Origin of the sequence: Mesorhizobium sp. M1348, from assembly GCF_040317925.1 — a bacterium.
GTDB lineage: Bacteria > Pseudomonadota > Alphaproteobacteria > Rhizobiales > Rhizobiaceae > Mesorhizobium.
This window is the reverse complement of record NZ_JAMYLH010000057.1, coordinates 1-15701: the sequence shown is the minus strand read 5'-3', so window position 1 is coordinate 15701 and position 15701 is coordinate 1. Positions and strand designations below refer to the sequence as shown.

Genomic DNA, 15701 nt, shown 5'->3' with positions numbered 1-15701 from the left:
GTGGACGCTCTTTCCATACCCAATGTTACGCAATTTGATAGCCGGATTCGTGCGCAACGTCTGCTTTCTGGCAGTCCCTAATTGCGCTTAAATGTCCGACTTTGGGCGCAAAGCGGCCATCCAAGGTTCAGCCTACGGAAAGCGTCTTGGGTCCGATCGCGCCATACAACGCTCGCAACCGAATGACAGCAAAAGGGTCGAACTCCGTCGTTCAGAGTGATTTGGGTTGGGGCGAGAGCGGCCGGCCATGAGGAGGCCCCGGACTGAGAAGAGGTGTCGGTCGGGCGCGCCTGATAGGGGCCCCACAAGGGCACCCCCTGCCCCGTCTGCCGACGGACCCAGGGGGCAGTGACCGCCACGATCAGAGGTACGGCAACATCGGCGCCGGGCCGCCTTCGCGCTGTCAACCGCACGCTACCTAGCGGCAACTGTGGCCTTAAGTCGCAAACTATTGGCTTCAGAAACCAGGCCGTCGGGCTTCATTGACGCTGCAACCAACACCATATGGTGATCCATTGCCCTCCAAAACGAGAGAAGCTGGCCTGACGCGGTCGCACTGCGGCCCTCAACCGGCAATGGCTATGAACTAGGAACCTGAAAACCATGCCTGAAAATATCAGAGTAATTTCGAGAGACGTCCCCCTCATTCAGCTAGGCCTCTATCAGTGCCGCTTCCCGGTAAGCGAAGACCCGTCGGTACCCGGCGGTTACCGTTTTTGTGCTGGGTCAACTTCGCCGGACCGCGTCTACTGCGATCACCACCACGGCATCGTAACCGCTGTCGACCCTCGTCGGGCCCGTTCGGTCCTCGCTCAACGACGCGCCGCGTAAATTAGGCGGCGGGCGGGTCGCCAATTTGCGAGTAGACACCCGGTGGATCACCTTGAGGCCTCCCCCTGCTTGCGGGCGTCGATCAGCAATGGTGCCTCGAAGCACGCAATGATATGGGCGTCGACATTGTCCATTTCCGCCGCGACCACCTGCTTGAGCAGGCCCGGTACGGAGAGTTCACCGTCAAATGGCCCTTCGATCGCTTCAGGTCCAGCCATGGACTGCATGCCCAATATCTCGGTCCCTGGGCCCGCCACCGCCATGGCGGCTGCGACGAAGCGGTCGTGTTGGGATTGATGACGGCAGTTCGCATTCGCAGCATTCCGGCTTGTTGCGCTCAATCACAAAGATGCCAGCGCGCTGGACATGCGCTCCAGCCCTTGGCGCAACAGAGGACGCGGGCAGCCGACATTCAGACGGATGAAGCCTTCGCCGCCAGGCCCATAGACGCGGCCGTCGTAGAGATTGACCCCGGCCTGATCGACAAAGAACTTCTGAATTCCACCCACTCTGCGATCGAGCGCGCACGCGTCCAACCACACCAGAAACGATGCGTCGGGCCGCATGGGCGTGATGCCTGGAAGGTGTTCACCGGCGAACTCGCAAACCAGATCAATGTTGCTGGCGATGTAACGCGTGAGTTGGTCGAGCCATGGCGCGCCGCTGCTGTAGGCAACCTCCAGGGCCAAGCGGCCGAAAAAGTTTGCATTTACCATGAATGACGCCTGCATTGCGGCAAGAAGTGTCTCGCGGCGCTTTTTGCTGGCAACTGAAATGATTGCCGAAGGAACCCCGGCAAGATTGAAAGTCTTCGTTGGCGCGGTGCAGATGAACGATTTCTCCGCGGCATCTTCCGAGATGGAGGAGAAGACGATGTGGGGGCGATCCGACAACCTTATGTCGCAGTGAATATCGTCGGATATGACCAGGATCCCATGGCGCTCACAAATGTCGTTAAGCGCCGCCAATTCTTCGAGTGTCCAGGCCATTCCGGCAGGGTTGTGAGGATTGCACAGCAGGAATGCCTTGGCACCGCCAGCCGCCAGTTTCTCGAAATCCTCCAGATCGAGCTCATATCTGTTGTTGTGCAATCTCAGCCGGTTCGTAAGCAGAACCCGCCCGTTTCCCTGAACCACTTCGAAATAGGGCGAGTACACGGGCGACTGCACAATGACGCCGTCACCAGGCTTCGTGAAGGTTCGCAGTATCGCAGCGACCGAAGGCATGATCGCCGGGGCGGGAAGCAAGGTCTCCACTTTCGGCGACCAGTTGTGCCGGCGCGCGAACCACGATTGCACGATCTCATAGTGGCGCGGATCGCGGCGTGTGTAGCCGTAAATGCCATGATCCGCGGCCTCGCGCAGCCGCGCGATGACGGTTTCCGGAGCGCGGAAATCCATATCCGCTGTCCATAGGGACAGCAGGTTCTGGCCCTCGACCTGCGGAGAGAACTCATCCCACTGGTTGGCCCATTTGGCGGATCCGAATTGCTGGCGGTCGTGGATTTGGTCGAAATCTATTCCCGCGATATTTCGTTGCCCAAGCGCCGATGCGGGCGTGTCTGCACAAGCCATTTGATAGTCACCTAGAAAATCTGTTGCTACGGTTACAGCCGCTTTGCTTCTGCGGACGTCCCTATTTGAGGATTTGCGCCAGAAACTGCCGTGCCCGTTCCGATCGGGAGTTGGTGAAGAACTGATGGGGCGTGTTGGTTTCGACGATCTCCCCGCGGTCCATGAACACCACGCGATCGGCCACCTCCCGCGCGAAGCCCATCTCATGCGTCACGCACAGCATCGTCATGCCTTCACTCGCAAGCGACACCATCGTGTCGAGCACCTCCTTGACCATCTCCGGATCGAGGGCAGAGGTCGGCTCGTCGAAAAGCATGATCTTTGGGTTCATGCAGAGAGCCCGGGCAATTGCAGCGCGTTGCTGCTGGCCACCCGACAACTGCCCTGGGTAGCTCTCCGCCTTCTCCGCAATTCTGACGCGATCGAGATAATGGCGCGCCAATTCCTCAGCGGCCGACCGCGGCATCTTTCTCACCCAAAACGGCGCAAGCGTGCAATTCTCAAGCACCGTAAGGTGGGGAAACAGATTGAAGTGCTGAAACACCATCCCGACGTTGCTGCGCACTGCGTCGATCTTGCGCAGATCCTCGGTTACCAACTTGCCGTTGACGATGATGTCGCCCGACTGATGCTCCTCGAGATGGTTGATGCAGCGGATCATCGTCGACTTGCCCGACCCGGAGGGGCCACAGATCACAATGCGCTGCCCCCGCGTCACCGAGAGGTTGATGTTCTTGAGCGCATGGTACGAACCGAACCATTTATTGACGTCACGCAGTTCGATGGCCATCGCCTTGCCGTAGGGCGTTGCCTTCGTCGCTGCGTGCATTGCTTGTGGCATCATCATCTCGTCCTAGGATTTGTGGCCACGCGCCAATTGGCGCTCCATCGATTGCGAGTAGCGGGACATGCCGAAGCAAAAGCCCCAGTAGACCAGTCCGGCAAAGAGGTAGCCGGTTGAGGAGATCGTCGGGCCTGCCCAGTTCGGATCGACTCGCGCCGTTTCGACGGCCCTCAGGAAATCTGCTATGCCGACGATGGCGACCAGCGTCGTGTCCTTGAACAGGCCGATGAAGGTCGACACGATGCTCGGGATAACGATCGTCAACGCCTGGGGGAGGACGATCAGGCGCATCATGTCGAAGTAGTTGATCCCGAGCGCTTTCGCCGCTTCGTATTGGCCCTTCGGGATCGCCTGAAGGCCGGCCCTCACAACCTCGGCCATATAGGCGGATGAGAACAACGCTATCGCGATGAGCGGGCGCAGCAGACGATCAGGCGTCAGATAGTCGGGGACGAAAAGCGGCATCATGAAGTTCGCCATGAACAACACCGTGATAAACGGCACGCCCCGGACGACTTCGATGAATGTGACGCAAACCGTCTTGACGAAAGGGAGTTCCGACCGGCGTCCAAGCGCCAGGATAACTCCGATCGGAAGCGAGAAGACGATGCCCACAATCGACATCAGCAGCGTGATCAAGAGACCGCCCCAGAGCGTCGTGTCGATGACAGGCAAATGGAGCCAGGCGACGCCGCGCACCAGAACGAACGCGGCAATGGGGTAGACGAGGAAGAATAGCAACGCCGCCACTTCGCGCCGCGGAGCCTTCGTCCACAGGAGCCAAACGATGAGGATGGCGCCGATCGCCTGCGCAAGGTCCACGCGCCACCGCTCGGAAACCGGGTACGCGCCGTATCGCAGGTAGTCGAACTTCTCGGCAATGAAAGGCCAGCAAGCTCCTTGGCTGTTCGCACGGCATGCTTCGCGACCGCCGCTCCAGACCGCGTCGAAGATCGCAAAGCTCAAAAAGTGATGCAGCAGCCACACGGCGAGGACGACAAAGCAGATTGTCAGCGCGCCTGAAGCCGGCGTCGAAAACAGATTCTTTTTTATCCAGGTCACTGGACCTGGCCGAACGTCGGCGGGGGGCGCCATCGCTGGTATGAGCGCACCGCTGACAAAAGGCGAATGCATGGACTGATCGCTCACGCGTCACCTCTCGACGATCGCAAAATGTCGGTTACACGCGTTCATGGCCAACGACGTGGCAAGGGAGATAACGAGATAGACAGACAAGGTGATCGCCATGACCTGGACGGCCGCGCCGGTCTGGTTGAGCACCGTCCCTGCAAAGATCTGCACGAGGTCGGGATACCCGATGAACACCGCCAGCGACGAGTTCTTGATGAGATTGAGATACTGGCTTGTCAAAGGCGGTATGATGATCCGCAGCGCCTGGGGAACGACGACCAGACGAAGCGTCTTGCCCGGCGCCAGCCCCAGCGCATACGCAGCCTCCGTCTGGCCCTTTGGCACTGCCTGGATTCCACCTCGAACGATCTCGGCGATGTATGAACCGGTGTAGACCGACAGACCGATCAGGAGAGCGGCAAACTCCGGATAGAGCTGATGCCCGCCTTGAAAATTGAAGCCGCGCAGCTGCGGCGCGACGAACGAGACCGGCTCGCCAGCCTCCAGGAACACGACCAGCGGAAATCCTATCAACGTCGCCAGACTGACCAAAAGCACCGGCAGCTGCTTGCCCGTCCGTCTCTGGACGCTCCTGGCGCGAAACCAGAATGCAACGCAGCAGGAAATGGCCGTCACGAATGCCAGGCTCACCAACCCCGCTCCCGGATGCAACTGGATCTCCGGAATGATGAGGCCGCGATTGTTTAGGTAGATGCCGCCGGGGATGGCGATAGACGCCTTCGGGGAGGGCAACGGCTTGAGGACGGCGTTGTACCAGAACAGCAGCTGCAGCAATAACGGGACATTGCGCACAAGCTCGACATAGGCGGTCGCCACCTTCGAAACGATCCAGTTCCGCGACAGGCGGGCAACGCCGATGACGAAGCCAAGCAAGGTCGCCAACAGGATTGCGAGTACGCTGACGTAGAGTGTGTTGACCACTCCGACCCAGAAGGCCTGACCATAGGTGGACAGCGCATCGTACGGTATCAGGGTCTGACTGATGTCGAAGCCGGCAGCCTCATTCCAAAAATCGAATGAGAGCGGAATCCCCCGGACCCGCATATTCGATGCTGTCTGCATCCCGATGCCCAGGGCCAAGGCCAGCAGACAGCCAGCGAGCAAGAGCTGGTAGAGAACGCCTCGCACTTTCGTATCGTGCAGCGACAGGCTCCTGCGCGACGGCGCGGGAAGCGACAAATGGGACATGGCCTGTTCCTATCGGGATCCGTGCAGGGCGCTGGTGGTAACACGCCAGCGCCTTGCAACCATGCTTTGCCTAGCGGATCGGCGGAGCGTACTGAACGCCGCCTTTGTTCCAGAGCGCGTTCATGCCACGCTCCATTTTCAGCGGCGAATCCTTGCCGATATTGCGATCAAAGACTTCACCGTAGTTGCCGACCTGTTTGATCACCTGGACCGGCCAGTCGTCGCCGAGCCCGATGTCCTTGCCTATGCTACCGTCCACGCCAAGCAGACGGCGGATGCTGGGATTGTCCGACGACTTCATGGCATCGACGTTCTTGGAGGTGACCCCGTTTTCTTCCGCGGCCACCATGACGTAGAGCGTCCACTTCGCCACATTGAACCACTGGTCGTCACCCTGCCGCACCGCCGGGCCAAGCGGCTCCTTTGAGATCAGCTCGGGAAGAACAATGCTGTCGTCCGGCTTGGCCATGCGAAGCCGCGACGCGTTCAAGGTGGAGGTGTCCGCGGACAAGACGTCGCAACGACCCTCCTCGTAAGCCTTCACGACCGCTTCCTCGTCGGCGAAACCAACCGTCGTGTACTTGATCGACTGCGAGCGAAAATAGTCGGCAAGGTTCAACTCGGTCGTGGTGCCCTGGGTGACGCATATCGATGCGCCCTCGAGCCCCTTGGCTGACGTGATGTTGTCCGCCTTGCGCACCATGAATCCCTGGCCGTCATAGAAATACGTGCCGGCAAACAGTATGCCGAGGGATGTATCGCGGGAGGAGGTCCAGGTTGCGTTGTGTGCGAGGATGTCGATCTCTCCCGACTGCAAGGCGGTGAAGCGATCTTTTGGCGTCAATGGGATGAACTTGACCTTTTGCGCATCCCCGAGCACGGCAGCGGCCACGGCGCGACAATAGTCGACCACAAATCCGGTCCATTTGCCTTCATTGTCGGGAAGGCTGAAGCCAGCCGTGGCCGAATTTGTGCCACACGTCAGCACGCCATTTTTCTTGACATTGTCGAGGGTTGCGGACCACGCCGAGGAGGCGGTGCACGCGATAGCGAGGGCAAGGAGGCCCTTGAACGTGGATCTCATTTCGGTATTCCCCTGTTTTTCTTGAAGAGACTGTGCTCTCAAGCATAAGTATTCGTCAAATTGATTGTTCTCATTACGAAAATGAGCGCTGCTCATAATTTATGAGGCACCCGCTCTCGGGTGAAAAGGGACTTGAGTGGTGATCGGGCCGGTTTGCTTGAGCGGGCTGATCGAATGAGCGACAGTGCGCGCGATCTATTGTGCAGCCAACCCCGGTGCTCCGACGGTTAGCCCTTGATCTCTCTTGGTCCGCGACTCGTTGTAGATGCTAATGATGATTTCCCGGAGCCATTTGGTACCCGGGTCATTCGCCATCTGGCGGTGAACAATGAGCCACGCATTCACATTTGATATCGGAAGGGGCGGCGGGACCAGCGTCACCTCGCTCCTCTCATCCAGCATTTGCAGGATGGCATCGCCGCAATGGGTAATCAGTTCAGTGCCGCGAAGCGCCCAGGGCAGCACCAGATAATTCGAGATGGTCGCAACGACATTGCGCCGTAGACCCATTAGCTTGAGGGCGGCATCAGCAAGACCTTCTGCCAGACCATCTGCGGAAATCTGCAGGTGAGAACTGGCCAAATACGTTTCCAGTGTCATTGCGTTCCTGGCTATCTTGCTTCCACTCCACACCGCGCAAAATAGCTGATCCTGGCCAAGTTCCACCTTCAGGAGACCCGGGTCATCGCGTATCGCGGCTCCCGTCAGCGCACAGTCGACTTGTCTCAAATAGACTGATGAACCGATCTCGGGTCCGTTTGCGGGAATGACGTTCAGCGTCGCGCCAGGAGCTTGCCTCGAAAATTCTCGAATGAGCCCAGGGATAAATATCATGGCGTGGTAATCGGTAAGTCCAACGCGAAAGTTGCGTCGCGTCGTTGCCGGATTGAACACCTGATGCCGGTCGATCGACGCGCGGATCGTTGCCAGTGCAGCAGAAATATCTGACAGCAACTCCACCGCCCGTGGGGTTGGCCGCATCTCCCCCCCGTCTCTCGTGAACAATTCGTCCTGCAAGAGATACCGAAGCTTTGATAGGGAATGACTTACAGCGGATTGTGTTCTTCCCAATTCGGTCGCTGCACGCGTTACGCTCCTTTCACGCATCATAACGTCGAATACTCGTAGCAAATTGAGGTCGATATCATCAAAACTCATGAGAACGTCCGCACAGTTTTTCCCATGCTACACTGTTTTCAAGCGGCGGGCGAAAGCCAGATTTGCGCCTGCTGTCGACGGCCGTGACGAGACCCTATCGTAGCTTCACTCTCAACGGCTTCGCTGGCCGTGGCTGTCGTATGGCCAAAGCCCGCGCAGACGGCTTGGTCTCCCCTTTTGCTCTCCGGCGAATTCTATTCGCCGACGGGCAGATCTGCATGACTTTGCCTATATATCATCAAGCCAGTTGCTTCCCTTGCCGGCATCTGCCTGCCTTGATCAAACCGTTTGTGGCGCAGAGGTAAGCCGCCCGGGCGAGTGTCCGCTTTTGGGATTTTCGCACATCATCGCAACGACCGACATTAGGCGCGAAGCGGGCATTCGCCGTCCAAGAGACAAAAGTTTCTTTCGGTGAACCCATGACATCGACAAGCAGCACGGATTGGCCCCTCTCCTGCGGTTCGAGCCGGAGGAACACTGGTGACCGTCGTCGGGCCGCCCGACGCGCCGCCCGCCAATGGCCTGGCGGTCGACTTCGTTGTCGAGTCCGATCGTGCTCAACTGAGTGAAATCGTCCAGGGCGTGCGGGACGGACGGCTGCGGACGAACATCGGCAACATCTCGACCCTCGACGATGCCGTTTCGGCGACGCTCGGGGAAGACGATCATCAGCGTTCGTCCGTGAGCGACACGCGCCTGTCGCGCCCGGCCGGCCGGCGCTGTCCAGATAGGCCGGCTGCGTCCTGTACGCAACGCCGGATCAAAGTACTCTCCTCTGCAAAGCTGGGCGCTCGTTGGCGATGCCGGCTATAACAAGGAGGCAAACACTGCGCAGGGTATCAGCGATGCCTTCCGGGATGCTGAGCTCTGCGCAAAAGCACTTGGCCTGGCTTTCAAGGGCGACAGCAGTTTCGAGGCGGCTATGGCGGACTATCAGCGACAGCGCGACCAACACTAGCTGCCGATGTATGAGTTCACCTGCCAACTCGCAACGATGGAGCCGCCCATGGAGATGCAGCAACTCTTCGGGGCGATCGCTGGCAACCGGCAAGCCGAGGACAACTTCGCGCGCGTGAACGCGGGCACGATCTCGCCAGGCGCGTTCTTCGCACGCGAAATGTAGCCCGGATCATGGGCTCAGCCAGCAGGCCACTCTGAATTGCTGGTGTCGTCTTGAGCGTTGAGGTTCATGGGCTGCGGCTTAGGCCGCGCTCTGGGCTGGAGCGACCTCACCGAGGAGGAGCAGACGGCGCTCAAACGCACGAACCGTGGACCTACGAGGCGCTGTCGAAAGTATTGGCCGAACGCCTTATCTCCTCGGGCTTGCCGAAGAGAGACCGAGCGGGACCGGCAGAAACAGGGCTCGAAGAGAGCTGGTGATCAACACTTTGCTTGGCGCTCGCGCTGACTAGCTCGCGACTTTAATATCCGCCGAGGCGGCTTCCTTGACTTCCCGGATCTCTTCACCAACTATCATGATATGAATGCCGCCGTAAAAACCCGTCACGACTTTCTTTTCCGGGTTTGCCCCATCGCGGGATCGTAACCCCCGGCTCGGCTGGCATGTTCCCCCGAGCCGAGGGGCAACACTTAAATAATCGACATGGAAGTCCGCGGGCCGCCGATCGGCTCGGCTCGGCTGTGAGCAGGACATTCTTGACTTGGCCGCTCGCATCATCTTTCGCGACGGCGTCCCACCTGAGATACGAGTATTCAAATGCAAGACAAGAAGACCCGGCGTAAGCCGAACATCCCCATCTCGCAGTCGGACCATGCGCGTCTGTCAGCGCTTGCGGGCGCCGTCGCCGCACGGAATCCGAAGGCTTCCGATGAACTGCTCGCCGAACTAGAGCGGGCTCGTATCGTCGCCGATGGTTGGATCCCCACAGGCACCGTCCAGATGGGCTCGACAGTGACGTTCAAGCCAGACACCGGAGACGCGAAAACGGTCACGCTGGTTTTTCCTGGTGATGCGGATATCACCGAAGGCAAGGTTTCAATCCTCACGCCGATCGGCACGGCCCTGATCGGCCTCTCGGCCGGACAGTCGATCATGTGGACTGCGCGAGACGGGCGGCGGCACGAACTCTGGGTGCTAGCGGTGAAACAACCGGCTCCGGAAGGCGCGACCGAACAGCGCCCGCCGGCGCCTTCGGCTATCGAGGCCGGCGTCTAGACATGGGCGTTTCCGTGCGTCTCCTCAATCACGCGGGCAGCCTGATCGCAGGAGTCTGACCCCTGTGCCGGCCTGTTATGGTTCGGCACAGGGGAAGTTTTCCAAACCCGATCAATTGTATAACGCCGGATTTCGCCCCGCGGACCGGCTGGAGACGCGCCATGCCCACTAGCGACAGCTGTCAACTGACCACCAAGGACTACACAATTCTTGAAGTAATGCGGGAACGCCACCGCGGCGAAATCCTCTCGGCTATCCTTAACCGGAAGATTTCGAGCGCCGTTGTAATGTTTCGGGATGATATTCCGGCAACCGTCGTGACGCTCAGCAGCCGCGTGGCTTATCGGGTAAACGACGGCCCTGCCGAAACCCGCATCGTCGCACATGACGAGATGCGCGGTCTGGTTGGAATGCTTTTGCCTATCACCAATCCGCGCGGTCTGGCGCTGCTTGGCTTGGCCGAAGGTGAGTCCATGTCCATTCCGACTGCGGACGGTGGCCTTGAAACGCTGAGTGTGCATGAAGTGGTCTATCAGCCGGAAACCGCAAGGCGCGAGAGATTGAAGCTGGCGGGAGCTGCCGCGCGGGGCTCGTCGCGACTGGCCGGACCGGTTCTGCGCGTCGTCCATCGTTGCGATGAGCTGCAGGACCAAGCGGTGGACAAAAACATCGCGGCCTTCGACACCGGGTTCGATGACCCGGGTCCGTCGGCGGCCTGAGAGCTCGACTATCCCGAAGGATGTGAAGACGGGTAGACAAGCGTTCCGTCGGCCCTTGCCTTCGCGGCGTCGGTGAGTTTCGCCGGCTCGATCTTATCCTTGCCCATTAAATGAAAGACAGCCTCGCCGCGGCTAAGGAGATAATCGGCGACGATTCTTCTGTGACAGCGCCACCAGAGCGTTTCCGAGCACATGATGGCGCTTCGCCGCTGCCTGCCGAGGGACAGAAGCCGATTCAGGCCGTCAAGAAACTCCGCCGACAGCGCGTGGTCGGCGTAATTGTGAAAACTCTGGTTGATCCAGAATGCGTTGAGCACAGGTGGAACGTCGTGCGCCTTGCCGCGCAGGCCGCCAAGCTCGGCAATGTATTCATATCCGATCCCGAACGCTGCCAGCGCTTCGGGAAGCACCTCGCTGTTGAACTGCGGGTTCGCCCGCGAGCGTCTGACAGTCCTGATGTCGATAACCAGGGTGATCTCTGCGATCCGTAGCAGGGCGACGAATTCGGCGATCGACCGCGTCGAGTGACCGATGGTGTGGAATGGATAAGGCATGTACGGTCAACCCATGGCAACGGATTTCTTTCCGGCTTGATGACCGATGATTTGGAACTGAAACAACGCTGTCATTTCACCACCTGCTTCAGACCACGTAACGCCTCCTGGACGTCGGCGCGCGCCTCGCTTGCTTCCGGATAGACTGCATAGGCTGGATAGGTGAATTCCGGGGCGCCTTCCACCACCTCCAGCTGTCCCGCCTCGATATGGGGCGCTGCGGCGCCCCTGCGGAAATAGCCCATTCCGCCAGCGCGCAGGATGTAGCTCAGCCCGAGCGGACCAAGGCCGACCATCAATCCTGGCTCGCCGAAGGCTGAGGAGCTGGCATCATGCTGGGCCGCAAACAGCGGTCCCCAATCGACATAGACATAATCCTTGGACCCGACCGTTCCCCGGTCTCCGTCCGTGGTCCGAACCAGGACGAGTTGCTCCTCGACGAGAAGCTCTACCCTGAAACCCGGCAGCAGCTTCGGCGCATAGAGCACGGCAATGTCCAGAACGCCGGTCCTCAGCTGCTCGAGGAGTTGGTCCGGAACGCCGACCTGGGCCTGGATGGCGATTTCCGGCCTGGCGTTCTTCATCCAGACCAGCCAGTCGAGCAGCAGCGGATTCCACAGACTGAGCTCTCCGCCCAAGGCAACCACGCTTGTCCGTCCCGATGGGATGGCGAGCTGATGCCGTGCCCGTTCCCAGATTTGTACGAATGATTGGGCGAACCGCTCGAATTCCCGGCCCGCCGGAGTCAGCTGCGCGCCATTGCGGTTGCGGATAAAGAGCTGACGGCCGAGTTCGTCTTCCAGCGTGCGTATCCGCGCGCTTACCGTGGTCTGGGTAACGTGGAGCCGGTCGGCGGCTTTCAGAAAGCTGCCGGAATGGACGATTTCCAGAAACGTGCGAGCGCGGTCGATGTCCATTCTGGCTCCAGTCAGTGCAATAATTTTGCATCAATACAGCATTTAATTCCGTTTGCCTTCCTGTTTTACGCAGCGCAACGTTCAGAAGGTCGCGCTGGCTTCCGCCGCAAGAGTTGATGGAGCGCACAATGTCTGATCAGGAGGATCTTCCCTTGGAAACGCGAGAGTACGCCTCGCCGCCGTGCTTCATGCACGAACTCGTTCCCGGATATGGCACCGGGCCGGTTGTGCAAGACGCATGGACAGAAGTCTGTCGATGGCGCAAGGCGGAGCGCAAGCGCTTGATCGATGAGCGTCTTGCCGTCGACGCCGAGGAACGCTTGGCGAGGTCTACTCGCGTTGCCTCCGCGCTCGACCGGGCTGTCAGCCGGGTCAGCGGGCGCATCATCAGCGGCTACTGGCCTTTTCGCGGCGAGCCGGACCTTCGCAACTGGGCGGTACGGGTGATCGAGCGCGGCGGGCGGATCGCGCTGCCGGTCGTCATCAAGAAAGGCTGGCCTATGGAGTTTCGTATCTGGGGACCAGGAGACCCGCTCGAACGCGGCATCTGGAATATTCTTGTTCCGTCAAATGGGCCATCGGTCCAGCCGGATGTCGTCATCGCGCCGGTTGTCGGTTTCGACCAGGCTAACTACCGCCTGGGCTATGGCGGCGGCTTTTTTGACCGGACTCTGGCGGCCGTGCCGAAGCGGCCTCTCGTCGTCGGCGTCGGTTACGCCGGCAGCAGGATCCAGACCATCTATCCGCAGCCACACGACATTCCGATGGATGTGATCGTCACCGATGAATGAATGAGTGCAGGCGAGACCTGATCCTCCTGTGACGGCGGATCGCAGACGGCCGGGTCCATCTTTGAGTCCGCCGCGCCTCCAGTGAAGAGCAGGAAGCAAATCATGTCCAATCCAGCCACCACGGCCTTGGATGATCATAAGCCGCGGTTTGTCGTCAGGTGGCTGTTCTCCACCAACCACAAGGATATCGGGACGCTTTACCTGCTGTTCTCGATCATGGCCGGGGTCTTCGGTACAGGGCTTTCCGTGTTGATCCGCATGGAGTTGCAGGAGCCGGGCCTGCAGATATTTGGCGATCCGGGGGTCTACAACGTCGTCGTCAGTGCCCACGGGCTGGTCATGATCTTTTTCGTCCTAATGCCGGCACTGATTGGTGGCTTCGGCAACTGGATGGTACCGATCATGATTGGCGCCCCCGACATGGCCTTTCCGCGCTTGAACAACATCTCATTCTGGCTGCTGGTGATGTCATTTATCCTCTTCATAGCCTCAATGTTCGTTCCAGGAGCGCCCGGCACGCTTGGCCATGGCGGCGGCTGGACGCTCTACCCGCCCTTGTCGACTGATGGCCAGCCAGGCCCCGCGGTCGACCTCGTGATTCTGTCAATCCACCTGTCGGGTGCCTCTTCGATCCTTGGCGCTATCAACTTCATCACCACCATCTTCAATATGCGCGCGCCTGGCATGACGATGCACAAGATGCCTCTGTTCGCCTGGTCGATGCTGGTTACTGCCTTCATGCTTCTGATGTCGCTGCCCGTACTCGCCGGCGCCATCACCATGCTTTTGACCGATCGCAATTTCGGGACGACCTTCTTCGCGCCCGCCGGCGGCGGTGATCCGGTCCTCTATCAGCATCTGTTCTGGTTCTTCGGCCATCCCGAAGTCTACATAATGATTCTACCCGGCTTCGGCATCATCAGCCATGTCATCTCGACCTTCGCCAGGAAGCCGATCTTCGGCTATCTCGGCATGGCCTATGCGATGGTGGCGATCGCCGCGATCGGCTTCGTCGTGTGGGCGCATCATATGTATACGACCGGCCTGTCCGTGGACACCCAGCGTTACTTCGCCTTCGCCTCGATGGTCATCGCCGTTCCAACCGGCGTGAAGGTTTTTTCCTGGCTAGCGACTATGTGGGGAGGATCGATAGACTTCAAGACACCGATGCAGTGGGCTCTCGGTTTCGTCCTGCTGTTCACCATCGGCGGCGTCACCGGCATCATGGTTGCAAACCCTGGTATCGACCGCGTGTATCACGATACCTATTTTGTGGTCGCCCACTTTCATTATGTGCTGTCTTTGGGCGCGGTCTTCGCCATCTTCGCCGGCTTCTATTACTGGTTCCCGAAGATGACCGGCTATATGTACAACGAAACGATGGGCAAGCTGCATTTCTGGGTGATGTTCATTGGCGTCAACCTGGTCTTTTTCCCGCAGCATTTTCTCGGCATGGCCGGCATGCCGCGACGCTATGCCGACTACCCCGACGCTTTCGCCGGCTGGAATTTTGTCTCGTCGATCGGCTCCTACATTTCAACGGCCGGACTTGTCGTCTTTTTCATCACGGTAGCGGAAGCTTTCAGCCGCAAACGCCAGGCTGGCGCCAACCCATGGGGCGAAGGGGCGGCCACCCTCGAATGGCTGCTGCCGTCGCCGCCACCCTTCCACCAATGGGAAAAGCTGCCGCGCATTCTCTAACACTGGCCTCCAGTTCCAAATCGGCGTCTGTTATTGTTTGGGAGACCGTCATGAACGAGACCACAGATCCAAACAACCAAATCCTGCTCGTAGCAATTGTCGCGTTTTATTGGGCATTGCTGGCAGGTTGGGACCAGCTGCTGCCGCGCTCGGATGACGACAAGACCAAGCGGGGCGATGCGGTGACTGAGCAACGAAGCGGCGTTGCCGATTACGCTTCATCGGCGGGCCAGCCCTTGGATGTGATCCGGGACATCGATCCGAATTTTGACCTTGCCGCGTTTCTAACCGGCGCCAAAACGGCCTATGAAGTTATCCTGCGGGCCTATGCAGATGGCGACATCCAAACGTTGAAACGCCTTGTCGGGCCGGAAGTGCTTGAGACCTTCGAACGAGCTATTGCCGGGCGCCGGGATCGGGAAGAGACGCTGCAGCTGACCCTCATCGGCGTGAGTGAAGCAAAAGTCATCGAGGCTCTCGAGGAGAATGGGACCGCAGAGATCGGCGTTCGCTTCGTTTCCCAGGTGGTCAGTGTCACCCGTTCAGCCAACGACCGGGTCGTGGCTGGCGATCCCACGCTGATTGTTGAGGTGATCGACACCTGGACGTTTGCCCGCGAAACACAGTCAACGAAGCGCGACTGGGTTTTGATCGCCACCGAGGGCGACTAACAGGTATGTGCTCTTCCGAGAAGCCTGCCTCCCGTGTCACCGTTGAAGGGCAGTCAACCCGGAGCGTTGGGTGGCCTGAGCGGATTTGTCATTTTTTGACAGCACCCACCCACTATTGGCCTGTCGCGATTAATTGGACATGACACGGGCTCAGTCGACCATTTTCAAGCAGCGAGCTGCGTAGCAGGGCCTGGAAATAAATTACCAGATCGTATCCTCATGTGATATGGTCAAATCTTGGCCGAGAAAAATTAATAGAAACAAAGGAGGCCGCGATGAGAGAGTATTTTTCATTTCAGCTATTCATGAGAATGTCGACTGCGTTATTTATTGGTGCCGCT

At 59.1% G+C, this 15701-nt stretch carries 14 protein-coding genes and 2 pseudogenes; 7 read left to right on the top strand and 9 right to left on the bottom strand.

The annotated features are described in order from the left end of the window. Positions 1-603 precede the first annotated feature (603 nt). A complete protein-coding gene (locus NKH13_RS34830) occupies positions 604-831 on the top strand; it encodes a GcrA family cell cycle regulator (RefSeq protein WP_352566386.1) in 228 nt (75 codons plus the stop codon). Positions 832-878: 47 nt separating this feature from the next. Here the strand turns inward: NKH13_RS34830 and NKH13_RS34825 are convergent, their stop codons facing one another. The 7 genes from NKH13_RS34825 to NKH13_RS34795 form a co-directional block, all read right to left on the bottom strand. Further along, positions 879-1058 (bottom strand): aspartate/glutamate racemase family protein, encoded by a 180-nt coding sequence (locus NKH13_RS34825; RefSeq protein WP_352668596.1) that lies wholly within the window; start codon positions 1056-1058, stop codon positions 879-881. Positions 1059-1172: 114 nt separating this feature from the next. Continuing rightward, positions 1173-2405 carry a MalY/PatB family protein gene (locus NKH13_RS34820; protein ID WP_352917360.1) on the bottom strand — a complete coding sequence of 411 codons (1233 nt, stop codon included), beginning with the start codon at positions 2403-2405 and terminating at the stop codon, positions 1173-1175. Between the two features lie 61 nt (positions 2406-2466). Beyond that, a complete protein-coding gene (locus NKH13_RS34815) occupies positions 2467-3234 on the bottom strand; it encodes an amino acid ABC transporter ATP-binding protein (protein ID WP_502908461.1) in 768 nt (255 codons plus the stop codon). Between the two features lie 24 nt (positions 3235-3258). Beyond that, positions 3259-4383: an amino acid ABC transporter permease gene (locus NKH13_RS34810; RefSeq protein WP_352917363.1), complete on the bottom strand. Its 1125-nt coding sequence runs from the start codon at positions 4381-4383 to the stop codon at positions 3259-3261. Positions 4384-4401: 18 nt separating this feature from the next. Then, entirely contained in the window at positions 4402-5589 is a 1188-nt protein-coding gene (locus tag NKH13_RS34805) for an amino acid ABC transporter permease (RefSeq protein ID WP_352917357.1), read from the bottom strand. Positions 5590-5659: 70 nt separating this feature from the next. After that, on the bottom strand, positions 5660-6673 hold the full coding sequence (locus NKH13_RS34800) for an amino acid ABC transporter substrate-binding protein (protein WP_352668591.1): 1014 nt from the start codon (positions 6671-6673) through the stop codon (positions 5660-5662). Positions 6674-6868: 195 nt separating this feature from the next. Continuing rightward, positions 6869-7831, bottom strand: a complete 963-nt coding sequence (locus NKH13_RS34795) for a LysR family transcriptional regulator (protein ID WP_352917355.1) — start codon at positions 7829-7831, stop codon at positions 6869-6871. Positions 7832-8290: 459 nt separating this feature from the next. On the opposite strand from NKH13_RS34795, the pseudogene NKH13_RS34790 reads away from it, so the two are divergent. From NKH13_RS34790 to NKH13_RS34780, 3 genes and pseudogenes are all read left to right on the top strand, one after another. Continuing rightward, positions 8291-8516 (top strand): annotated as a pseudogene (locus NKH13_RS34790) (NADP-dependent oxidoreductase); the annotation flags it as partial. Positions 8517-9548: 1032 nt separating this feature from the next. Further along, positions 9549-10007 (top strand): nucleoside diphosphate kinase regulator, encoded by a 459-nt coding sequence (rnk, locus tag NKH13_RS34785; RefSeq protein ID WP_352917354.1) that lies wholly within the window; start codon positions 9549-9551, stop codon positions 10005-10007. 161 nt (positions 10008-10168) lie between these two features. Then, complete coding sequence (locus NKH13_RS34780; RefSeq protein ID WP_352917352.1) at positions 10169-10726, top strand: GreA/GreB family elongation factor; 558 nt, start codon at positions 10169-10171, stop codon at positions 10724-10726. Between the two features lie 8 nt (positions 10727-10734). Here NKH13_RS34780 and NKH13_RS34775 read toward each other — a convergent pair whose 3' ends face one another. After that, positions 10735-11280: a DUF488 domain-containing protein gene (locus tag NKH13_RS34775; RefSeq protein ID WP_352566370.1), complete on the bottom strand. Its 546-nt coding sequence runs from the start codon at positions 11278-11280 to the stop codon at positions 10735-10737. Positions 11281-11351: 71 nt separating this feature from the next. Then, entirely contained in the window at positions 11352-12197 is an 846-nt protein-coding gene (locus tag NKH13_RS34770; protein ID WP_352917350.1) for a LysR family transcriptional regulator, read from the bottom strand. A gap of 128 nt (positions 12198-12325) precedes the next feature. Here NKH13_RS34770 and NKH13_RS34765 point away from each other — a divergent pair, with 128 nt between their 5' ends. The 3 genes and pseudogenes from NKH13_RS34765 to NKH13_RS34755 all read left to right on the top strand — a co-directional run bounded on the left by NKH13_RS34765 (position 12326) and on the right by NKH13_RS34755 (position 15360). Continuing rightward, positions 12326-12988: a 5-formyltetrahydrofolate cyclo-ligase gene (locus NKH13_RS34765; protein ID WP_352917348.1), complete on the top strand. Its 663-nt coding sequence runs from the start codon at positions 12326-12328 to the stop codon at positions 12986-12988. Between the two features lie 135 nt (positions 12989-13123). Continuing rightward, positions 13124-14689, top strand: a pseudogene (gene ctaD / locus NKH13_RS34760) (cytochrome c oxidase subunit I); the annotation flags it as partial. Between the two features lie 50 nt (positions 14690-14739). Further along, positions 14740-15360 carry a Tim44/TimA family putative adaptor protein gene (locus NKH13_RS34755; RefSeq protein ID WP_352917345.1) on the top strand — a complete coding sequence of 207 codons (621 nt, stop codon included), beginning with the start codon at positions 14740-14742 and terminating at the stop codon, positions 15358-15360. The last annotated feature ends 341 nt before the right edge of the window (positions 15361-15701 follow it).